Genomic DNA, 22,555 nt, shown 5'->3' on the forward strand with positions numbered 1-22,555 from the left:
GACAATAAGGATTATATCAGTGATTTTCTTAGTGAAACATTAACACCCTTAGGTACATATGCTGCGATTTTGCACCCTGCTGTAGGTACTGTTATCCAACCTAAACCTGAATAAACGACATCTGTCTTATCTTCTTTTATTGTAAATTCATGACGAATGAGTTCAGGAAACTCGTCTAATTCATCCTTACGAGGTGGTGTCAACATTTCTCCAGCATGCTTTTCGTATAATTCATCTGCTTTTTCTAATTTTGTCCGATGAATTTGGATTTCATTAGAAAAATGACAAATAAATGATGTCCGGTCACCATGAATAAAATCAAATCGACTTAATCCACCAAAATAAAGGGTTTGACCATCATTTAATTGGTATACTTTCGGTTTTATTTCTTTTTTCGGTGTAATGATTTTCAAGTCACGTTTGTCAATATAATGTGCCATTTGGTGATGATTAATAATACCTGGTGTATCGATGAGGGCTTTTCCATCCTCTAAAGGAATTTCAATCATATCTAATGTTGTTCCTGGAAAATGAGAAGTAGTAATGATATCTCCTTCTCCAGTTACCTCTTTTATTATCCTGTTAACAAACGTTGACTTTCCAACATTCGTGCAACCGACAATATATACGTCCTTACCTCTTCTATACCGATCAATTTCTGCTGCTATTTCTTTCATTTGTTGACCTTTCGCAGCACTAACTAAAAAGACATCTTCAGGTTTCAAACCAAGTTCCTTCGCCTGCTGTTTCATCCAGTGAATTAATTTATTATGATTCACTGATTTTGGTAGTAAATCTACTTTATTACCAACTAATAATACTTTATTATTACCTACAAACCTGTGCAATCCAGGCAACCAACTGCCATTGAAATCAAAGATATCAACAATCTTTACAATTAAAGCATCTTTATTTCCTAAGCCATTTAGAATTTTCAAAAAGTCGTCATCTGTTAAACTGACATCCTGTACTTCGTTATAGTGTTTTAGGCGAAAGCAACGCTGACAAATAATTTCTTCTTTTTTTAATGCTGAATTTGGCGCATAACCTATTTCATTCGGATGCTCAGTTTGAATATGCACACCGCATCCTATACAAACGTATTCTTCTTTCAAAGTTAATCCTCCCAATTAATCATACCTTTTTTCTTAAACCAGTTGAGTATTCTTCTTTCTATCGTACGATTGATTTTCGTAAAAAACCCATCTGTTTTTGCAACAGGTACTACTAAAATCGTGTTAAATCCACTTCTATTTCCACCTAATACATCTGTTAATAACTGATCACCAACGACAACAACTTCATGCTTTTCCAGTTGCATTTCTAGTAACGCGCGTTTAAAAGCTCTTCCCATCGGTTTTCTTGCTTGATAAATAAATGGTGTTTTTAAAGGATCAGAGAAATTTTTCACTCTGCTCTCATTATTATTAGATACAATCGTTACTTTAATATCACTTAAGCGCATTTGTTCGAACCAATTAATTAATTTTGGAGTAGCATTAGGTCGATCCCATTCAACTAACGTATTATCTAAATCAGTAATAATCCCTTTAATTCCTTGTTCTTTCAAGATATCTGGAGTAATTTCAAAAACATTCTTTACATGTTGATCCGGTAGAAAATTCTTTAGCACGACCGTTTAAACACCTCATTCTTCATTATTTCAAGCTATCATCTTATTCTGACCTAATATGACATATCACAATCAAATGGTCAATTAGCATTATTCTATATTCGAAAATGAATAATCGAATAAATAGAACTAAAACTTTTCGACAAATTCCAACATTACCCTTTTTGTGGATAACTTTATACACATTATACACTGTGAGATTATTTACTCGTACAGAGATATGAACAGTTTAATCACACTTTATCCACTTTCCACTGTGGATAAACGAACGATTGTTCTATCTTACTCATTCTGCTATGGTAGAAGTAACAACAAGAACTTCTTTTAAAATAGCCCTGTTCTTTAGATAAACGAGAACGAATGAGACGTAATGGAGGTGTGATCCTACATGCGAAAGTTATCTGATGAGCTATTAATAGAATCTTATCACAAAGCTATTCAACTTCAATTATCATTGGATTTCATCCGCCTTATCGAAACTGAAATTCACAGAAGATCCTTATCAAATAGAATAAAAGCTTCTTCCTAGCAGAATCATCGCCCTCCACAATTGTAGGGCTATTCTTTTTGTCTACACAATATGACCAATTACTTCTCCAACTTTTATTGGGGCTGGAAACTGTATTGTCGGTACCAATTGAAAGGCATCTTTTTGAAATAACAAAATCACTGTCGAGCCAAATGAAAAATAAGCAACCTCTTCACCTTTTTTCAATGAGTCATTTTGATACGTCCGCTCAATTGAATTGACAAACATGGCCCCTACTTTGACCATTGCTAATTCGCCACCGTCATATTGAATTTCTGATATTTTGCGATAATTTTTAGATAAAGTATCTTTACCAAGAGTTAAACCCCATTTATTCACTGGGTAAGATTTCTTTCCTAAAGTCCATTGCCTCTTTACTTGACCATCTACGGGACTATGAATGCGGTGATAATGACTAGGACTTAAGTAGAAAATCATATACGTCCCACCTTTATATTTCTCCGCTTCTTCAACCCCACCAAGCATTTCTGCAATAGAGTAATCTTTCTCCTTCACAGTAATCACATGTTTACTATCCACCATACCTATATCCTCAATCATAGCATCAACAGGGCTAACAATTGTATCCTCCCCTTGATGAATAGGCCGGGCATCTTCCTTCAATAGACGTATAAAGAATTCATGTAATGTATGGAATTGATCCAAATCTCCTTTAATTTCATCTTCGTTAATACGATACGTCTTAGAAAACGGTTTAATTAAAAATCTACTCATTTTAGATCTTGCAAATTTATATAATATCGATGAGGTCATTCGACCATTCGTTAATTCAATCAAAGTTCGATATATCGCTTGCTTCATCTTTAACACCTTTCTATACTTTTTTTCCAAGGAATAAGCACCTATTTCGTAAAGGTGTCTCTCTTCATTTTAAATTTCTCTAATTCTACTACTCGTTCTTCATTTCTTAAAGTTCATCTATCGTCACTGAATATTTATCATAAATAAAGTCAATTATGTTTATGTTTTTTCTTTATGCATTAAAGAAAGGGGTGTCTTTCATATATAATAAACCCACCCTCACCGACTGCTATTATATCACTAGTTAACAGTCCAGCCTATTAAAATTATCGTAAGGAATGATGATTGTAAAGAGGAAAGAATGAATATGTTGTAAACTTGAGATGATTTACATAGATAGAAGGCATCATTCTAGAGATTTTCGAAGATAGTGAAGATTCATCTTTTGATAGAGGCTAAGCAAAAATCGTATATTAATTGGTCATACTATCCCTAGCCTCTATTCTTTCTTTTATAATGAAGTAGTCAACTGCATAAACTCCTCAATATCCTTTATACAAAGGCTCGCAGCGTTTTCCCAAAAGTCAGGTTTTGTTAAATCCTCATTTAGATGCTTCATCGCAAGAGATTCAACGGTCATAGAACCAGTATCTTTTAATAAATTTACGTATTTCTTTTCATAACTTGGGCCTACTTCTTGTGCTTGTTTATAGATACCCAATGAGAAAAGATAGCCAAATGTGTAAGGGAATTGATAAAAAGGTGTATGGGTATTATAAAAATGCAATTTGGAAGCCCAAAAATACGGATGATAATGTTCTAACGAATGACCATATGCTTGTTTTTGCGCACTTGTCATCAATTCATTTAATCGCTCTCGTGTGACTGTACCTTTTTTTCTTTCTTCATAAAAAGCGGTTTCAAACAAATAACGTGCATGTATATTCATAAACATCGTAACAGTCCGACTAATTTTATCATCCAGAAGAATCACTTTTTCCATTTTTGTTTCCGCCTGCCTTACTGAAGCATCAGCGACAATTAGCTCCGCAAAAGTCGATGCTGTTTCTGCTACATTCATGGCATATTTTCGATTAAAGAAAGGGATGTCTTTCATTACAAAACTGTGAAATCCATGTCCAAGCTCATGCGCAAGTGTAGAAACATTACTAGGTGTCCCAGAATATGTCATAAAAATCCGTGACTGCCCACTGTCGGCAAAATATGTGTGAAATCCTCCTGGACGCTTATTCGGACGATTCTCAGCCTCAATCCAACGGCCTTCAAAAGCTTGTACTGCAAATGTTTTCATTAAAGGACTAAATGTACCAAATTGTTCAATGATAAACTTCGCGCCCGCTGTGAAATCTTTCTTTGTATCTACTTTACCGATCGGTGCATCTAAATCAAACCAGCTTAATTTATTTACCCCAAGTAATTTTGCCTTTCTTTCTAAATAACGCGTAACTGGTTCTTTATATTTCTCTACCGCTGCCCACATACTATGTAAGGTTTCTTCTTTCATTCGGTTATTAAGAAGCGGCTCTTTTAAAGGGCTATTCCAACCTCTTTTCTTATTTGCCATTAATCGATACCCTGCTATGTGATTTAATGCTTTTGCAAAGATAGGAGATTTCTCTTCCCATGCCTGTTCCATTTGATTAAAGACCTTTTCTCTTAATGCTGCATTTGACTGTCCCATTATATTATTCGCTTGTCCTACAGATAATGTTGTTTGGCCATTCTCATCTTCATATGGAATAGCAATCATACTAACAGTTGTATGATATAACTCTCCCCAACTGTGAAATCCATCCATACTTAATGATTGAATTAAATCTTCTTCTTGGATTGATAATTTTTCCTGAGCCATCTGTCGCCATTCGTCTAAAACAAAAGCTACCGGAGTAAGAGTTTTACTACTTACATATTGCTTCCATTCATCATTACCTATAAGTGCCAATTTATTTTGAAAGGTTAATAGCACTGTCGAAAAAGTGGATGATTGTTGCATGACTTGCATTTGTAACCGTTCAACCAAAGGATCTACCGTATTCTCAGCTTTTAAACAACTGACGAAGGCGCTTGCCTGCATGAGCTTTTTAAATACTTCTTCAGATGACCTTAAAACTTGTCCTATACTATTTATAGTATGTTCTTCATTTTCTGTTATTTGCATATCGTTAGCCAGTGAAGCGAATTCTTCCATCAAGATATCTATTTGCTCTAGATAATTTTGAAACGATTGTGATTGACTACCTCCTTCAAAAAAGCTTTCTAAATCCCAAACCTCAGTATAAGTTGTATGAGTCATTCTAATCTCTCCCTTCTAATATTTAAATACTATCAGAGGTTTCAGATTATTAATACTTTTTGGAACGGTTTATATGGCATAAAAATACTCCCTTATAAGTACCAAGCTTATTACTTGTCTACCTATAAGGGAGCGTATCCTAGTGTTTTTCCGTTTATTTTTACTTGACTATGCAAAATGTAGAAGGTTATTTTGCTTCGATTGCAGGTGTTTTAATTGTTTCAACATGATATAGACTGCCTTCAGTTTCTAGAATAAATTCAGGCTTTGGTTTTCCTCTACTTGCTTTATGTCCAGCAATGTGTGCTTCGCTTTTCTCCCAGTTCTTCCAATCCTGTTCCGATTCCCAACGAATTTGCAATATAACTTCTTCATTTCCTCTACGTACTTTTTTTACCATAACTGTGATGTCAATAATCCCTGGTTGTTCATCAATAATGCCTTTTTGGCTGAATTTTTCCACAAGGTGATGGGCATTACCTTCAGTTACAGTAAATTTTTTCATTTGAACGAACATATTTAAATCCACCTCTATATTTAATGATATAACTTCATTTTAATCGATAATGATTATCATCGTCAACCATATGATCTATTTCACTACAATCTTATCACTGTAGGTATAAGATACTGATTCATTGGTAAATTGTCTCTCTCTTTATAAGGAAAAGTTTTATGCATGTTGAGAAAATCCAGTCTGTGCAGCTCTCATTTGAGGTCTTGAACGCGCCGTTATTGCCGTTTACAGCATTCTGAGGAAAAAACGGAAATAAGTGCGCAGTCAACATTAAACAAAGCTTTATGTTGAGTTGAACATTCATAAAATAATCCAATCGATGCGGGGTTCCCTTGATAATCACACAGGTTACAGTGTTTCTTCATTTTGGGATACTCTCGACTTCCTTTACTCACTTGCATTAGGCAAGTTATATGCGGAAATCAATCATTAGAAATCCGCTTTTATGTGGGCAATCGATAATATTCACACATCTCAAATTCATATTATACTAGTAATTAAAAGTACTTGGTTTAAATTTATTGTGTCAATGATTAAACGACCCTTTTCTTCATAAAGCTCGTTCATTTCAATACTATCTTTTACATAGCTCTTACCTTACATTGCAGTCATTTTTCTATACTACAAAGAAACCACAGCATGGAAACTGTGGTAAATACATACGGTATTCTTAATTCTTCTTCTTCTCTTTTTCCGCTCGATAAAACTCATGAAACATTTTCATTAATGCTCGTTTTTCAATACGCGAAACATAGCTCCGTGAAATACCTAATTCTTTTGCTATCTCTCTTTGCGTCTTTTCCTTCTTTAAATCCAACCCAAACCGTCCCACAATCACTTCTTTCTCTCTTTCGTCCAATACATCAATGTATTCTCGCACCTTCTCAAGTTCCATATTTAGTTGAATCGTATTAATCACATCTTCTGATTCTGACTTTAGCACATCAATCAACGAAATTTCATTGCCTTCTTTATCCTGCCCGATTGGATCATGAAGAGAGACATCCTTCTTTGTCTTCTTTAATGCTCTCAAATGCATGAGAATTTCGTTTTCTATACATCTTGCGGCATAAGTAGCAAGCTTTGTTCCTTTGCCTTCAGAATAGCTTTCAATCGCTTTAATTAACCCTATTGTACCGATAGAGATAAGATCCTCAGCATCTTCTCCTGTGTTCTCGAATTTTTTTACAATATGTGCGACAAGTCGAAGATTATGCTCAATTAGCATATTGCGTGCGTGTGAATCCCCTTCTGCCATTTGCCTTAAGTATTTTTTTTCGTCACTTGAAGATAAAGGCTGAGGAAAAGCATTATTCTTCACATATGAGACAAGAAAAACAATTTCTTTAACTAAAAATCCAAGTGCTGTCATAATTCCAGACATAGAGCCACCCCCGCTAGTTTGAACTTTTCGCCTATTAACCATTTCTATGTAGTGGAAAAGCTGTTATTGTCTGTCCTAGCGTATTAATTTTCAATTACAGTGTTTATTGTTTAGTGGAATTGGACGAGGTGTATGCCAATCAGTTAATATGGAGATATAAGAAATGGATAGAAAGTGGGAACGCTAGTTTGGGAGTGAATCGTTTAGTATTAGGGATTGTTTTTCTTATCATCGCCATGGTTAGTATTGCTGAAATTATATTTGAAGGCTTTTCTTGGAAACCAGTTGTCATTTTTGTCATTGGTTTATTTTTAATTATGTTTTTATGGAAACGACCTGATAAATAAAATCATGATGGGACATCTAAAAGCTAGAGGTCCCATCAATTCTGTTTTTATATTTTTCACTTTTGATTTCTATATTTTTTTGTAAAATAAACTGTGAATAGAGTTATTTTTATCGCCACATACTCTCCCCCTACAAAACTACGTTAGGTTGAGTCCTTCTCAACCCAGAAATAAACCTTTCTTCCTTGTAATAAAAACATCATGATCTCCTCCACCTTTCTTTATTTCCTTTATCCTTAGTAAAAATTGCGATAGATTTCTTCTTGTCGTGCTTTATGGTCTTCAAGAAGACGGTTTACATATTCATCATGCATACGTTCTTCAACCGAGCGTTTTCTAGCTTTAATTGTCACCGTTAGAAAAATTAGATTTAATGTCATCCTGCAGCACCTCCTCTCTTTATCTATCCAAAAAATGCACACAAAAATGCCGCAAAGGGGCACTCACCCCCTTACGGCATTAAGAAATAAACATAAAAATGCCGCAGGAGATGACAATTCCTCCCTGCGGCATGGATAGACAAAAAATTAAATGAAGCGATCCATTCCAAATAGGTCGAAATTGATTTGTATTTGAGTTTCATTTACTGCTGTAGTTAAATTGCATAAGTTTTTCATTGTTTCCGACCTCCCTTTTCTTTAGAATATTTTCGCTTACATTGGTAAGTATATCCAAGAAATAGCCATTTGTAAACGGCTTTTTGCAAAAAATTTTAAAAAGGGCGAAAATAATTATTTTTCTCCCTAGAACGCCCTACCTTTCTTTGAGAACAGAAAAAAGCCCACCCCTTAGGTGAGCCTCAACTTTACTTTTCTAAAGCTAACTTTAAATCTTCAATTAAATCCTCAACATCCTCTAAACCAACAGAAATTCTTACAAGTCCGTCTGTGATACCTAGTTCATCTCGACGTTCTTTCGGTATAGATGCATGAGTCATTCTTGCTGGAACGGAGATTAAGCTTTCAACAGCACCGAGGCTTTCTGCAAGAGTAAAGTATCTCACATTTTCAAGTAGCTTATCAGCATTCTCTTCACTGCCAACATCAAAAGAAACCATTCCTCCAAAACCATCAGCCTGTTTCTTGGCGATGTCGTGATTTGGATGAGACTCAACCCCAGGATAATACACTTTTGATACTGCAGGATGCTGTATAAGAAACTCGACAATCGCCTTTGTGTTACTTTCCGTTTCCTCCATTCTGATTCCTAATGTTTTAATCCCTCTCATTAGCAACCATGAATCTTGAGGCCCTAACACTCCACCGGTTGAATTTTGAACAAAGTGTAGTTCTTCTGCGAGCTTCTCACTATTTACAACCACTAACCCTGCAACAACATCGCTATGTCCACCTAAGTACTTCGTCGCGCTGTGAAGCACGATATCTGCACCTAACTCAATTGGAGTTTGCCAATATGGTGTTGAAAATGTATTATCAACAATTGTTAAGAGATTATTTTCTTTAGCTAATTTTGCTGCTGCTTCAATATCCGTGATTTTTAGAAGTGGATTTGTTGGTGTTTCAATATATACAGCCTTTGTATTTGGCTTTATGGCAGCTGTGATATTGTTTAAGTTACTTGTATCAACAAATGTCGCTTCAATACCGAATCGATTAAGCACTTTCGTAATCACACGATAAGTTCCCCCGTATACATCATCAGTGAGGATGATATGATCCCCACTATCAAAAAGCATCACAGTAGCAGTGATTGCTGCCATCCCTGAGCCAAAAGCAAAGCCTGCATGCCCAGCTTCTAAATCTTTAATAAGCTCTTCTAATGCATGTCTTGTTGGGTTACCTGTACGTGAATACTCAAAGCCTTTATGATTACCTACTCCGTCTTGTTTATAAGTACTTACTTGATAGATAGGTACAGATACTGCACCTGTTGTGGGATCACCAGCAATTCCGCCATGAATTAATTTTGTTTTTCTTTTCATATCAAATACCTCCTTCATAAATCTTTTTACTTAAATAACGCTCACTGCCATCTGGAAAAATCACCACAATATTCGTACCTGCTGGAGCTTGTTCTGCTTCTAATAATGCTGCATGCAAAGCTGAACCAGATGAACTACCGACAAGCATTCCTTCTTTTTCAGCTAATTGCTTTACTCTATTAAAAGCGTTCTCATCACTTATTGTATGAATGCTATTAAAATAAGTGGTATCCATATAATCTGGTAAAAATTCCATACCGATTCCCTCTGTTTTATGCGGACCAGATTCGCCACCATTTAAGATGGAGCCTTCTGGCTCAACAATGACGGTTTTTATTTGTTCTCTTTTTTCTTTCAAATAACGAGCAGTGCCCATAAATGTGCCACCTGTACCTGCACCGGCTACAAATATATCAACATTCCCATCAAGATCATCCCATATTTCAGGGCCTAAAGTTCGGTAATAAGTATCCGGGTTAGCCGGGTTTGCAAATTGCTGTGGACAAAATGCATTAGGGATTTCCTTTAAAAGCACTTCTGCTTTGGCAATGGCACCTTTCATGCCTTCTTCTGTAGGTGTTTGAACGACTGTAGCTCCTAAAGCTCTCATCAGATCTTGCTTTTCAATACTAAACTTCTCAGGTACACAAACAATCACATTCACATCTTCTTTTAATGCTGCTAGCGCTAGACCTATACCTGTATTGCCTGCTGTAGGCTCAATAACTGTTCCACCTTTTTTTAACTTACCACTTTCAAAGGCGTTTCTTAATAATTCTTGTCCTAGGCGGTCTTTTACACTGCCACCGGGGTTCATGTATTCTAACTTAGCAAATAAACGCACACCTTCTGGTAAGTCAAACTGCGAAATTTCTACCATTGGCGTTTGTCCAATTAATTCATGAATGCTTCGGTAAACCTTCATAACTTCCCGTCCTTTGTTGATTATTTACTTTTGATTCCTTCTACTATTTTCATAACAAGATTTGCAGAGTGTAGTGCTGCTTTCTCTAGGAATTGATCAAAAGAAATATTAGATTCTTTACCAGCAATATCAGATAAAGAGCGAATAATCACAAAAGGTGTATCAAAGGCATGAGCAACCTGCGCAATCGCTGCTGCTTCCATTTCTACTGCTTGCAATGCCGTGAATTTATCTTGTATTAGTGCCGTTTGCGCTGGGTTGCTAATAAATGAATCTCCAGTCGCAATCAGTCCTCTTATAACTGTTATACCTTCTAACTCTTTACCACTCTCTTCAGCAATTTCCAATAACGCCTCATGTGCAATAAAGGCAGGAGGTTGTTGTGGTACTTGACCATATTCATAACCAAATACAGTTGCGTCGACATCATGATGTCTAACTTCAGATGAAATAACGACATCACCTACATTTAATTCAGGGTTGAATCCTCCAGCAGACCCTGTATTGATAACATAATCCGGCTTGAACTTCTCCAAAAGAATGGTAGTGGACATTGCTGCGCTCACTTTACCAATGCCAGAACGAAGAAGAACAACGTCTGCTCCGTTCATTTTACCTTCTGTATATTCACAGCCAGCAATCACTTGCTGTTGCTTCTCATCCATATGGTCCCTTAAAATTGTTACTTCTTCTTCCATTGCTCCGATAATAGCTATTTTCATTACTTTCCCTCTTTCTAAGCTTTGACACCTTCCATAATCCAAACAAAATCATTGCAGCGATTAAATGAAACTGTAAAACCATTCACCCGCATAATCTCTCTTAATACGGGGATTGTCGTATAGTATTCTCGCTTTAAATCTTCAGCTAGATTATGATAACCCTTTTCAGTGGCATCAGTAATAGCCTTTTGATAAGCATCTACAGATTCATACATTGTATCCGCAAACACTATTTTACCACCTGAAGGTAACATCTTTCCATACTGTTCAATCGCCAAAGACTTTTCTTCATCTGTTAAATGGTGAAAGGCATAAGAACTTACTATAGTATCTACGTTTTCATCTATTTGAAAGTTTAAGAAATCACCATCGAGCACTTTTGCTTTATCTTGTAACTTGTTGATAGCAATCTCTCTCATTGATTTCGACGGTTCAATCCCGATAACAGTTAAATTACGTTTTAATAATTTTGCAGTTAAATTGCCTGTACCTGGGCCAAATTCTAATACATTACCTGTTGCTCTATCTGCCACCTCTTGTAGCAATTGATCATAGTATAAGAAAACATCCTTATATTCTTCATCATGGCCTGTTACTGTATCATCATATGTTTTAGCCCACTCTTCGAATAATTCAATAAACTCTTTCCCCATTTTGCACCCTCCTGCACGTAATTACAATAGCAATAATTCCTATGAGTATACTATGAATTAATTTGTAACATGTTCCCAATCTACCACACCCCTTCTTAAGTTTCAAGAAAAATCAATATCCACTTTTCTCATTGCACAGAAAATGAAATTTACTTAAAATTAGGAGTGATAGCGTATGAAGGGATGATTAACTTGAACTTTCAATTAGATTTTATTGAGGATAAAGTAGAATTTTTCGAAGCAACAAAGCTGGACGATTTAGAAAAGAAAATAAATGACCAAATTGAAACAAATAAAGCCATTATGCTAGAAGTTCATCATGTCGCTCACCAAATGCATATAGATGAAAACGGCAAAAGGTTCTATTCAGCTGTTGTTCATTTTAAACTGAAGAAAAAGTAGAATAAAAATTGCATGCGAAGCAAATGATCCTTTGTGGCAAGTGGACACTTAGAATTCACCACTTTCTAATATGAAGCCATATGTTGACTCTCGATGCAAAAAAACGCGAACAAATGAATGTTCGCGTTTCATTCTGGCTAGGAAAACCAGTTTTTCTTATATACTATTTAATTCTTCTACCTTCGTTGGTTTCCATCCTTTTCCGTCTACCCATTCAATATATACACGATACATTTCATCTTTATTAGGTGAAGCGACTGTACCAACAGAACGATTTACACCGTCATTACCAAGGAAATAAACAGTCATAGCTGAACGATCTAATCCAGTAGCATAAGTGATTGCACGAAGCATTTCATCCCAATCCACATGACTCTGATCATACACAGCTGTCGGATGGTCGTCTTGTACTGTACCTACAGGTTGCCAAGCCGGATTTTCTACCGTTCTATTTACATCAGCACTACTGCCGCCTTCAGTGACAATCTCTTCCTCTTTTACTTTTTCTTCATTGTTTTCTTCTTCATTACTTTCTTCATCTTTATTCTCTTCATTATCTTTATTTTCTTCTTCCTCACTGTTACCTTCTTGACTTCCCTCATTTGTTGCATCATCTTTCTCATCACTGCTATTTTCTTTAGAAGTTTCTTCATTATTTACTTCTTCATTCGCAGCAGAATCCGCTGGTTGATCCTCGTCTTTTCCACCGGAGAAAATAATCGTACCAACAACGATGATGAGCAGAATAACGACGCCAATTAAGCCATTTAAGATTATGTTTGTTTTTTTCCTTTTCGATCTTTTATCATAACGGGATGAACCATTATCAGTATTATTCAAAGGAATACCTCCTAATTTAAAAAAGAAATATCATAGCTGAAAACATTTTAACATGTCTTTTAAAAAACTTGAAGGGATAACCATTACGTGGAATGATCTAATCTATGTATTTCTTTCACAATATCAGCGAATAAAGAAAGTGGTGATGGGTCGGTACTTTTGGCATCTAACCGGACGGTTACTAGTGCATATCTTGGGTTATCATATGGAAAATAGCCAGCAAACCATTTATTTTCTAGTTGCTGCCCATTCACTTTTTTCCCTGTTTCCCCTGTTCCAGATTTGCCTGCTACTTGATACGGTAAATTTTGTAGTTGCCTACCTGTCCCCAAATCATGATTGACAACTTCAAGAAGAAGCTTTTGTAATGATATGGCTGTATATGGCTTAATATTTTTACCAACAATTTTTTTAGACTGAAAGCTCTTTACTTTCGTCCCATTTTTATATTCTAGTTGTGAGGCGACACGTACCATCTGCTTTTCTCCACCTCTTGCGATTGTTGCCATCATATTCGCCACAGCTAACGGTGTACTGCGGACATCTAATTGACCAATGGATGTTAGAGCAATTAGATTTGTATCTTTTCTATTTCGCGGATCACTAAAGACCTGGCCTTGTTCTTCATCTGCCAATTGCTGAAAGCCTTTTAAATGATAGAAATCTCCTTGCCATCCTACTTTTATCGATAGGCCTAATTTATTGGCATAGCTATCCACCACCAATGGTTCTATAGACATCAGCTCTTTGCCGACCGTTGCAAATGTATAATTACAACTTTTCGCAAAACTATCTTTAAAATTAAGCATGCCGTATTGATAATTTTCATCGATTTCTCCATTGATTGACCGATTACAATCAAACATACGACTTTTTGCATCTAGCCCATAATCTATCGCTGCTGCAGCGATAACAGTTTTAAAAATAGACCCTAGTACTTGATTTTGTACCATAAAATTATTTGTACCTTCTTCGCCATGAGCGAAAGGGTTGACTGGGTTCACTTTCGGACGAGAAACCATCGCGACAACTGAATTATCCTCAATATCTATTAACACCATCCCCCCTTTGGTAACCTCGTTTTTATCGACTAGCATTTCCATTCGTTGCTGCCATTGAAAATCAAGCGTCGTTCTAATATTCAATGGATAAAAAGGGTTCGCAGGGTGAACATACTTTACATTCGAGCCAAATAAAGGCCTTCCTTTTCCATCAACATGATAAATGAGCTTTGTTTCACCTTCTCCAGACAAAAGTTCATCAAAGCTTTTTTCCATACCAGTTGCACCTAGTCTTGTTATATTAGATAAGTGTTTATTAGGATATCTTTTGGTTAGTAAAAAATCCCTATTGGCAATCCCTAATAATTGTTCTGCTGGTCTCTCATAAATCGGGTATGATTTTCTCACTGCAAATACACCTGGTATTTCCAACTGATTAATCTCCTCCATTTGTTCATTAGACAAAATGAAAGGTTCTCGCTCACCATATACAATAGGATCCTTTATTGCTTGAACTTTTTGACGGAGTTGACTATTATCAACTTTAAGAATTTCAGCTACACTCGAGACATCCCATTCTATATCTTTTAGGAACGGAAAAAGGATTAAGACCGTTTTATAGGCTACAGTTAATTGTTTGCCATCTCTATCAAGCAAATTCCCTCTCTCGGCATCTATAACTATTTCCTTAGAGCGTTGTGCGACACTTTGACTGATCAAGTTAATGTCTCTATTTGTAAAATGCTTTGTTTCAAACAACTGTATTTGAGCCAGTCTAACAATAAGTATTGATAAAATAATCATCATAACAGAAACAAACAGAATGACTCGTTTTCTTTGCATAAAAACACCTCGTCAAAAGTGTTGACGAGGTGTTTCTATTTCAAACGCTAAAACACAATAATTTTATTAGTTAATACTTGTTATCTTAACACTCATTTCTCCACCTGGTGTTTGCACTGACACTTCTTCGCCTACTTTTTTACCAATAAGGCTTTTAGCAATCGGAGAATCATTGGAAATTTTGCCCTCAAAAGGATCTGCCTCTGCACTACCTACGATAGAATAAGTCTCTTCTTCACCATCAGGTAATTCTACGAAAGTAACAGTTGAGCCTAAGCTAACTGCGTCGCCTTTCATCTCATCCTCAGTAATGATTTTAGCATTACGAATCATGTTTTCAAGAGTCGTAATACGACCTTCTACAAAAGCTTGTTCTTCTTTAGCAGAATCATATTCTGAGTTCTCAGATAAGTCACCAAAACTACGAGCTATTTTTATACGTTCAACCACTTCTTTTCGTTTAACGGTTTTTAGGTTTTCTAGTTCTTGTTCTAATTTCGTTTTACCTTCTTGTGTCATTGGAAATACTTTTTCTGTACTCAAAACACCCACTCCTTTACCATATATAACCAATTATTGGTCAAAAGTATGTATAAATTTTATAAACAATGCATTTACAGCGCGTCCTTTATCGAACGCGCCTATCTATGCAAACGTTTGTAGCCTTATTATTTTTCTATGCTATTGTGTCATAAAAAAGACTTTTCTTCAAGAATTGTTTGAATTTTTGTGACCATTAAATCAATCGCCACTTTATTTTGTCCACCTTCAGGAATGATAATATCGGCATATCTCTTAGTCGGTTCGATAAATTGATTATGCATTGGACGAACAACACTGACATATTGCTCAATTACTGAGTCAATGGAACGCCCTCGCTCCTTAATATCACGCATAAGCCTTCTAATAATTCTTAGATCTGCATCCGTATCGACAAACAGCTTCATATCCATTAAATCACGTAAGCGCTCATCTTCAAGTACAAGAATACCCTCTAAGATAATTACATCTTTTGGTTCAACAACGATGACATCATCTGACCTCGTATGAATAGAATAGTCATATACAGGCTTTTCGATGACCTCGTGATTCGTTAAAGAGATGATATGCTCAATTAATAAATCTGTGTCAAACGCAAGTGGATGATCATAATTGGTTTTCAAACGTTCTTCAAACGGTAGATGTGCTTGATCTTTATAGTAATAGTCTTGTTCTAACATAAGAATAGAATGACCTTGAAATTGATTATAAATCGCCTTCGTTACACTTGTCTTTCCAGAACCTGATCCACCAGCTACACCGATCACAATCGGTTTTCTCTTCATCTTTATCAATCTCCCTAACATCGTAGCTTTTTTGCTACTGTTTAACAATATACACCTTTTTGCTATGATTGCCAAACATATGGTACTTATACTAGTAATAATTCTTTATCACAACAAAACTTATTTCTTTCTACTAATCGCAACACCATCACCAATAGGCAAAATCACCGTATGGTAACGATCATTTTTCATAAGCCATTCATTAAATTGGTCAATTTTTTGCACTAGGTTGCGGATGCGTTTTTTTTCTATCTCTGCTTTTTCATAAACAAGGCCTTTAAATAACACGTTATCGGTAATAATTACACCTGTATCATTTAAATATTGACTATACATCTCGAAAAACTTCTTATACTGTCCTTTTGCTGCATCAATAAATATCATATCATAGTCACCTAATATTCGAACCTCATCTTCTTGCTCTAATGCATCGCCTTTAATTAAAGTGATTTGATTCGCCATGCCGCTTCTTGCAAAGTAGTTCTCTGCCTTTTCATAACGCTCCTGATCTCTTTCCAATGTAACAATATGAGCAGATGGACAAGCTTCAGCCATTCGTAAAGCGGAATATCCGATTGCTGTTCCAATCTCTAATATTTTTGTTGGTTGTTGAATTCGTACAATCTGTAACATGGCTTCAATACCTTCTAGTTCCATGATTGGCACACGATTTTCCCTAGCGTATTCTTCCATTTCCATGAAGAGGTTTGTACGATCCGGTATTAATTTTTGCATATATGTAATTAGCTCATCATTTAGCAATTACTTTCACCTCTATTAATTTAACTTCCATCCTTTGCATATGCAAGAAAAAAAGCGCTCACATTAGTAGATTGTCAACAAGAGCTTGGACCATCTACGCTATCTGCATGATACGCCACATAAAAAAATATATAAAATGCTTGTGCTATTTTACCACATAAAAAAGAGGAAAGCTATGAGATTTTATCATAAATGATGATCTAACATCATTCACACCTCTTTAGCTTCCTCTATTTTTTAATTATTACTAGTTATGTGCTCATTTTTCTTCACATTATGTTCATCCAATGTTTTAGAGAATAAAACTTCTCCTTCTGGTGTAGCTAGGAAATACAAATAATCCGTTTCTTCAGGATTCAATGCAGCTTCAATAGAAGTTGAACCTGCATTAGCAATCGGTCCAGGTGTTAGGCCATTGTATTTATATGTGTTATATGGGTCATCTATTTCTAAATGCTTATACAATGTCCTTTCCTTATGCTCACCATGTGCATATAAAACGGTGGGATCTGTTTGTAAAGGCATATCTTCATCCATACGATTATAAAAAACGCTGGCTATCTTATCGCGGTCCACTTGTGCAGTGGCCTCTTCTTCGATTAATGAAGCCATTGTGAGTAATTCATGGACAGACATCTCTTTGTTCTCCATTGCATCTGTGTACTGAGCAAGCACTTCACTTGTCTTCTTAATCATTGGTGTTACAATTTCTTCTAACGTTGCATCTTCTTTGTAGTAATCATATGTGGCAGGGAATAGATAACCCTCTAAAGGGTATTTAATATTCTCCGCAAAAACATCATCAGTAATGACACTTGGAAATTTCTCCTGCATTTCCTGTACAAATGCTTTATCATTTAATTCTGCAAAGACTTCGTCTGCGTCCATGCCTGCTTTTTCTGCTATAATTGCTGCAATTTGCTCCAACTGCTTGCCTTCAGGAAGTGTGACTTTAAACACGACTTCTTGATCAACATTTCCAGTTTTCAGCTCTGATATGACTTGACCTAAAGTCATCGCCGGTGCCAGTTCATAAGTTCCTGCCATAAAGCCTGATTCATTCTTTAGCTTCACATAGTATTTGAATACTCTAGCATCCTTTATTATCCCATTCTCTTCTAATACTTGTCCGATCCCTGAAACGGATGAGCCTATAGGGATTTCGACATTTTTGACTTTGTCGTTATCTGGATTAACAGGTTTTAAAGCAGAATTCACATAAAGGAACCCACCTAGCCCTCCAACACCTATGATTACAAATAATATTATGGCTGTAATTAACACGATTTTACGCACAACTTTCGCCTCTGTTTGCCTCTCTATCAACTGTTTTTTCATCTTACCTTTTTTATCATCTGTCATGGTAAACCTCCTTGCAACTATTTCCCCTTACTATTCATACTTCCTTTTCGCCTCATGTTGCTACTGTATTAATAGCTGGAAAATAGCTCTCATACATCTCGGATTATTATACTATACTTTCTGTCATAGGATAGCATATTTAGACAAAATTCTTCTACTATAGAACGAATCAGTTATACTGAAAGCGTTAATCAATAATACCTCTCCCTTAATAATGAATGAGTTAAGTTTATAGAGAATGAGATAGAAATGAGGACAATGCTGAAAGTGGAGGTTTTTTTTGAGATAGGTTATATTTTGCTAAGTCTTTTTTTACTTAATGTTTTTTTGTTGTGTGATATTAATCTGGGTTAGCCTTAGTCGCAAGTTCACCTGCGAAGAATGATAGAACATAAAAAAAAGACCCACTAAACAAGCGGGTCTTTTCAAATTTATTCTTCTTCATTTTCTAAAAATGTATTTAACATCTCTTCGATAAGGTCCCATTCTTCGTCCGTTTCAATTGGCATTAATTCACCATCAGTATTATCTTCACTTGGAACGAATGCAGATGCATGAATTTCAACCTCTTCTTCATCCTCATCTGCACCAATTGGATAATAAAGAACATAAGATTTGCCAAATTCTTCAGAGTCAAAAGTAAAAAGCACTTCGCAAAGCTGCTCGTTACCTTCCTCATCTACTACTGTGATATTGTTTTCTCCGTGATCCATTTCTTTCACCTCTTAATTCTGGCTATCTAAATAACCTTGTAAAATCATGACTGCCGCCATTTTATCAATCACTTTTTTCCTTTTTTTGCGACTGACATCTGCATCAAGTAGGACTCTCTCTGCAGCGATTGTAGTGAGACGCTCGTCCCAATAAATAACCACAACACCGAAACGTTTGTTAAGTTCATTACCATAGAACTGACTCGCTTCACCTCTAGGCCCTATTGTACCATTCATGTTCTTAGGAATGCCAACAACAACCTTTGTTACTTCATATTCTTTGAGCAGCTCACCAATACGTTTAAATCCGTACTGATTCTGTTCCTCATTTATTTTCACTGTTTCGATGCCTTGGGCTGTCCAACCAAGACCATCACTAACAGCCACGCCGACCGTTTTTGAGCCGACATCTAATCCCATTGTACGCATATTATCCCTCTCGTTGCTGTTTTAAATACGACTTCACAAGTTCTTCAATAATTTCATCCCGTTCTAACTTGCGAATCACATTCCTTGCATCTTTGTGACGGGGTATGTAGGCAGGATCTCCAGAAAGCAGGTAACCTACAATTTGATTAATAGGATTATACCCTTTTTCCTGCAGGGCATCGTGAACATGGAACAAAACTTTATTGACATCTTGTTCAAATGGTTCCTCAGGAAAATTAAATCTCATCGTTTTGTCAAATGAGCTCAATTGCTACACCTCACTATTCTGTTCTTAAGCGATTAAGCTACCTATTCAAAAAGAGAAGGATGGATAGCTACACCAAGTTCATGAAGAAGAGGTTATATAACCTCTTCTTTTTATGATTCGCTTTTGTTTACCTACATTTTACACTAAACTATTCGGGAATCAAACGGATTTTACCCATTCCTCTACAAATTGTAACGCTCCCTCTAATTTTGCTGGGTCTTTTCCACCAGCTTGCGCCATATCTGGACGTCCACCGCCACCGCCTCCACAGCGAGTAGCCACTTCCTTAATTAATTTACCCGCATGATAGCCACTTTTAATCAAATCATCTGTCACACCGGCAATTAAATTCACTTTTCCTTCATTCGCACTACCTAGTACAACCACTGCTGAAGCAAGCTTTTGTTTTAATTCATCTGCCATATTACGCAAGTGGTTCATGTCTGTCGCCTGAACTTTTGCAGCTAATACTTTTACACCGTTCACTTCTTTCACTTGGTCAATCAAGCTTCCAGCTTCAATATTACCCAATTTAGTTGCTAATGATTCATTTTCTCTTTGTAATTGCCTGATTTCTGCATGTAAGCTGTCAATTTTTACTGGTACATCTTTTATATTTGATTTTAATTTAGCTCCAGCCTCTTTTAATACAGAGATTTGCTCTGTCATCATCTTATAAGCACCTTCACCTGTGACTGCTTCTATTCTTCTTGTGCCTGCACCAATCCCGCTTTCAGATTGGATTTTGAACAAACCAATGACTGCAGTATTTGCCACATGACAGCCACCACAAAGTTCTAATGAATAATCACCGATTTGAACAACTCGTACAATTTTCCCATACTTTTCTCCAAATAAAGCCATTGCTCCCATTGCTTTTGCTTCTTCAATATCTTTCAGGTCAATTTGCACATTTAAGCTATTCCAAATTTTCTCGTTAACAATGGCTTCGATTTTCTCTAACTCATCTCCTGTTACTTGTCCAAAGTGAGAAAAGTCAAATCTTAGTCGATCTGGTTCAACAAGAGAACCTGCTTGATTTACATGCGTACCTAATACATCTTTCAATGCTTGGTGAAGAAGATGTGTCGCAGTATGATTTTTTACGATTTTATTACGATTAAAATAATCTACAGATGCTTTAACCGATGAATGAGCTTTTAATTCTCCTTCTGTGACAACTGCACGATGGAGGTTTTGTCCATTTGGAGCTTTTTGCACATCTTTTATTTCAACCCTCACGCCACTTGCTGTTAGAGTTCCCTTATCAGCGATTTGCCCACCACTTTCAGCATAGAAAGGAGTAGCTGTCAATATTAATTGAACCTCTTCGCCTTGACCAGCTTGGTCTACTAGCTCGCCACCACTTACAATTGCAGCTACTTCAGTATCAATCGTCAATTGTTCATACCCAACAAACCTACTGTCTACCGTAATTTCACCTAGGACACTATCCTGGACTTGCATACTATCTATATCTTGACGAGCAGCTCGAGCGCGATCACGCTGATTTTCCATCTCTTTTTCAAAGCCATCATGGTCGATGCTCATCCCTTCTTCTTCTGCGTACTCCTCTGTTAATTCAACGGGGAAACCATACGTATCATAAAGACGGAAAACATCTTTTCCATCGATTACAGTATGTCCATTAGCTTTTTCTTTTTTCATTACTTCTGAAAGAATAGCTAAACCCTCGTGTAACGTTTCATGGAAGCGTTCTTCTTCGTTTTTAATGACTTTTTGAATAAAAGCCGTTTTTTCTTTTACTTGTGGATAATAATCAACCATTATTTCTGCAACCACTGGTACTAACTCAAACATGAACGGACGATGAATATTGATTTGTTTCGCATAACGAACCGCGCGACGTAATAATCGTCTAAGAACATATCCTCTACCTTCATTTGATGGAAGAGCACCATCACCAATTGCAAATGCTACTGTACGAATGTGGTCAGCAATCACTTTAAATGCGACATCTTGTTCCGCAGTTTTTCCATATTTCTCAGCAGAAATATCTTCTGTTCCTTTAATGATTGGCATAAATAGATCTGTGTCAAAATTCGTCTTTACATTTTGCACAACTGAAGCCATACGCTCTAAGCCCATGCCCGTATCAATATTTTTCTTTGGTAGTGGAGTATATGTTCCATCTGGATTATGGTTAAACTCAGAAAATACAAGGTTCCATACTTCCAAGTAACGTTCGTTCTCTCCCCCAGGATAGAGCTCAGGATCATTTAAATCGTTACCATACTCTTCTCCCCTATCATAGAAAATTTCTGTGTTCGGTCCACTTGGTCCTTCACCAATATCCCAGAAATTCCCTTCCAAACGAATAATTCGTTCTTCTGGTACACCTACTTTTTCTCTCCATAATTTGTACGCTTCATCGTCCTCAGGGTGGATTGTCACAGATAATTTGTCTTCTTCAAAACCAATCCATTTTGGACTCGTCAAGAATTCCCAAGCATATAGAATCGCTTCTTCTTTAAAGTAGTCACCGATAGAAAAATTCCCAAGCATTTCAAAGAATGTATGGTGACGTGCTGTCTTCCCAACATTTTCAATATCATTGGTACGTATTGATTTTTGTGCATTAACGATCCTTGGATTTTCGGGAATCACTCGACCATCAAAATATTTCTTCAATGTAGCTACACCACTATTAATCCATAGTAGTGACGGATCTTCATGTGGTACTAAAGAAGCACTTGGTTCCACTGCGTGACCTTTTTCTTTAAAAAAATCTAAAAACATTTGTCTAATTTCTGCACCAGTTAAATGTTTCATAAAAAAACCTCCTAAAAAATTTATGTAACCATAAAAAAAAGCCCTCATCCCCAATACAGGGACGAGAACTTAAGCTCGCGGTACCACCC

The 22,555-nt window shown here is 36.3% G+C and carries 24 protein-coding genes and 1 other annotated feature (1 of these 25 running past the window's edge); of the genes, 3 read left to right on the forward strand and 21 right to left on the reverse strand.

Going from position 1 to position 22,555, the window contains the following annotated elements; genetic code table 11:
• Positions 1-11: 11 nt before the first annotated feature.
• Complete coding sequence (yqeH, locus tag MKY26_RS10425; protein ID WP_095372489.1) at positions 12-1,115, reverse strand: ribosome biogenesis GTPase YqeH; 1,104 nt, start codon at positions 1,113-1,115, stop codon at positions 12-14.
• A 2-nt stretch (positions 1,116-1,117) separates the two neighbouring features.
• Complete coding sequence (locus tag MKY26_RS10430) at positions 1,118-1,633, reverse strand: YqeG family HAD IIIA-type phosphatase (RefSeq protein WP_095372488.1); 516 nt, start codon at positions 1,631-1,633, stop codon at positions 1,118-1,120.
• 388 nt (positions 1,634-2,021) lie between these two features.
• On the opposite strand from MKY26_RS10430, the gene MKY26_RS10435 reads away from it, so the two are divergent.
• Complete coding sequence (locus MKY26_RS10435) at positions 2,022-2,162, forward strand: sporulation histidine kinase inhibitor Sda (protein WP_095372487.1); 141 nt, start codon at positions 2,022-2,024, stop codon at positions 2,160-2,162.
• A 42-nt stretch (positions 2,163-2,204) separates the two neighbouring features.
• Here MKY26_RS10435 and MKY26_RS10440 read toward each other — a convergent pair whose 3' ends face one another.
• The 4 genes from MKY26_RS10440 to sigK form a co-directional block, all read right to left on the reverse strand.
• Positions 2,205-2,984 (reverse strand): phosphatidylserine decarboxylase, encoded by a 780-nt coding sequence (locus tag MKY26_RS10440; protein WP_307312828.1) that lies wholly within the window; start codon positions 2,982-2,984, stop codon positions 2,205-2,207.
• A gap of 451 nt (positions 2,985-3,435) precedes the next feature.
• On the reverse strand, positions 3,436-5,238 hold the full coding sequence (locus MKY26_RS10445) for a M3 family oligoendopeptidase (protein ID WP_095372486.1): 1,803 nt from the start codon (positions 5,236-5,238) through the stop codon (positions 3,436-3,438).
• A gap of 187 nt (positions 5,239-5,425) precedes the next feature.
• Positions 5,426-5,755 (reverse strand): antibiotic biosynthesis monooxygenase, encoded by a 330-nt coding sequence (locus MKY26_RS10450; protein ID WP_307312826.1) that lies wholly within the window; start codon positions 5,753-5,755, stop codon positions 5,426-5,428.
• 670 nt (positions 5,756-6,425) lie between these two features.
• Positions 6,426-7,139: an RNA polymerase sporulation sigma factor SigK gene (gene sigK / locus MKY26_RS10455; protein WP_095372484.1), complete on the reverse strand. Its 714-nt coding sequence runs from the start codon at positions 7,137-7,139 to the stop codon at positions 6,426-6,428.
• 113 nt (positions 7,140-7,252) lie between these two features.
• Here sigK and MKY26_RS10460 point away from each other — a divergent pair, with 113 nt between their 5' ends.
• Positions 7,253-7,486 carry a hypothetical protein gene (locus MKY26_RS10460; RefSeq protein ID WP_341056587.1) on the forward strand — a complete coding sequence of 78 codons (234 nt, stop codon included), beginning with the start codon at positions 7,253-7,255 and terminating at the stop codon, positions 7,484-7,486.
• A 236-nt stretch (positions 7,487-7,722) separates the two neighbouring features.
• On the opposite strand, the gene MKY26_RS10465 is transcribed toward MKY26_RS10460, so the two are convergent.
• The 5 genes from MKY26_RS10465 to MKY26_RS10485 form a co-directional block, all read right to left on the reverse strand.
• A complete protein-coding gene (locus tag MKY26_RS10465) occupies positions 7,723-7,866 on the reverse strand; it encodes a YrzI family small protein (protein ID WP_095372483.1) in 144 nt (47 codons plus the stop codon).
• A gap of 425 nt (positions 7,867-8,291) precedes the next feature.
• Positions 8,292-9,428 carry a bifunctional cystathionine gamma-lyase/homocysteine desulfhydrase gene (locus MKY26_RS10470; protein WP_095372482.1) on the reverse strand — a complete coding sequence of 379 codons (1,137 nt, stop codon included), beginning with the start codon at positions 9,426-9,428 and terminating at the stop codon, positions 8,292-8,294.
• A 1-nt stretch (position 9,429) separates the two neighbouring features.
• The gene (locus tag MKY26_RS10475; RefSeq protein WP_095372481.1) at positions 9,430-10,353 is read right to left on the reverse strand and encodes a PLP-dependent cysteine synthase family protein; all 924 of its coding nucleotides are present in this window, start codon (positions 10,351-10,353) and stop codon (positions 9,430-9,432) included.
• A 20-nt stretch (positions 10,354-10,373) separates the two neighbouring features.
• Positions 10,374-11,075, reverse strand: a complete 702-nt coding sequence (gene mtnN / locus MKY26_RS10480; RefSeq protein WP_095372480.1) for a 5'-methylthioadenosine/S-adenosylhomocysteine nucleosidase — start codon at positions 11,073-11,075, stop codon at positions 10,374-10,376.
• 14 nt (positions 11,076-11,089) lie between these two features.
• Complete coding sequence (locus tag MKY26_RS10485; protein ID WP_095372479.1) at positions 11,090-11,728, reverse strand: class I SAM-dependent methyltransferase; 639 nt, start codon at positions 11,726-11,728, stop codon at positions 11,090-11,092.
• 183 nt (positions 11,729-11,911) lie between these two features.
• On the opposite strand from MKY26_RS10485, the gene MKY26_RS10490 reads away from it, so the two are divergent.
• Positions 11,912-12,130 carry a DUF2536 family protein gene (locus tag MKY26_RS10490; protein WP_322909612.1) on the forward strand — a complete coding sequence of 73 codons (219 nt, stop codon included), beginning with the start codon at positions 11,912-11,914 and terminating at the stop codon, positions 12,128-12,130.
• 156 nt (positions 12,131-12,286) lie between these two features.
• Here MKY26_RS10490 and MKY26_RS10495 read toward each other — a convergent pair whose 3' ends face one another.
• The 10 genes from MKY26_RS10495 to alaS form a co-directional block, all read right to left on the reverse strand.
• The gene (locus tag MKY26_RS10495) at positions 12,287-12,970 is read right to left on the reverse strand and encodes a DUF1510 family protein (protein WP_233435217.1); all 684 of its coding nucleotides are present in this window, start codon (positions 12,968-12,970) and stop codon (positions 12,287-12,289) included.
• A gap of 83 nt (positions 12,971-13,053) precedes the next feature.
• Positions 13,054-14,814 carry a peptidoglycan D,D-transpeptidase FtsI family protein gene (locus MKY26_RS10500; protein ID WP_341096808.1) on the reverse strand — a complete coding sequence of 587 codons (1,761 nt, stop codon included), beginning with the start codon at positions 14,812-14,814 and terminating at the stop codon, positions 13,054-13,056.
• 66 nt (positions 14,815-14,880) lie between these two features.
• Entirely contained in the window at positions 14,881-15,357 is a 477-nt protein-coding gene (gene greA / locus MKY26_RS10505; RefSeq protein WP_095372476.1) for a transcription elongation factor GreA, read from the reverse strand.
• 146 nt (positions 15,358-15,503) lie between these two features.
• A complete protein-coding gene (gene udk, locus MKY26_RS10510; RefSeq protein ID WP_095372475.1) occupies positions 15,504-16,139 on the reverse strand; it encodes a uridine kinase in 636 nt (211 codons plus the stop codon).
• A gap of 120 nt (positions 16,140-16,259) precedes the next feature.
• The gene (locus MKY26_RS10515; protein ID WP_095372474.1) at positions 16,260-16,901 is read right to left on the reverse strand and encodes an O-methyltransferase; all 642 of its coding nucleotides are present in this window, start codon (positions 16,899-16,901) and stop codon (positions 16,260-16,262) included.
• 237 nt (positions 16,902-17,138) lie between these two features.
• The gene (gene mltG / locus MKY26_RS10520) at positions 17,139-18,263 is read right to left on the reverse strand and encodes an endolytic transglycosylase MltG (RefSeq protein WP_322909615.1); all 1,125 of its coding nucleotides are present in this window, start codon (positions 18,261-18,263) and stop codon (positions 17,139-17,141) included.
• A gap of 431 nt (positions 18,264-18,694) precedes the next feature.
• The gene (locus MKY26_RS10525; RefSeq protein WP_095372472.1) at positions 18,695-18,976 is read right to left on the reverse strand and encodes a DUF1292 domain-containing protein; all 282 of its coding nucleotides are present in this window, start codon (positions 18,974-18,976) and stop codon (positions 18,695-18,697) included.
• Between the two features lie 12 nt (positions 18,977-18,988).
• A complete protein-coding gene (ruvX, locus tag MKY26_RS10530) occupies positions 18,989-19,405 on the reverse strand; it encodes a Holliday junction resolvase RuvX (RefSeq protein WP_341096829.1) in 417 nt (138 codons plus the stop codon).
• A gap of 1 nt (position 19,406) precedes the next feature.
• On the reverse strand, positions 19,407-19,673 hold the full coding sequence (locus tag MKY26_RS10535; protein ID WP_095372470.1) for an IreB family regulatory phosphoprotein: 267 nt from the start codon (positions 19,671-19,673) through the stop codon (positions 19,407-19,409).
• 159 nt (positions 19,674-19,832) lie between these two features.
• Complete coding sequence (gene alaS, locus MKY26_RS10540) at positions 19,833-22,466, reverse strand: alanine--tRNA ligase (RefSeq protein ID WP_340975701.1); 2,634 nt, start codon at positions 22,464-22,466, stop codon at positions 19,833-19,835.
• A 54-nt stretch (positions 22,467-22,520) separates the two neighbouring features.
• Positions 22,521-22,555 (reverse strand) — a binding site (T-box leader) (it continues 172 nt past the right edge of the window).

The organism is Cytobacillus sp. FSL R7-0680 (assembly GCF_038009245.1).
Classification (GTDB): domain Bacteria; phylum Bacillota; class Bacilli; order Bacillales; family Cytobacillaceae; genus Cytobacillus; species Cytobacillus kochii.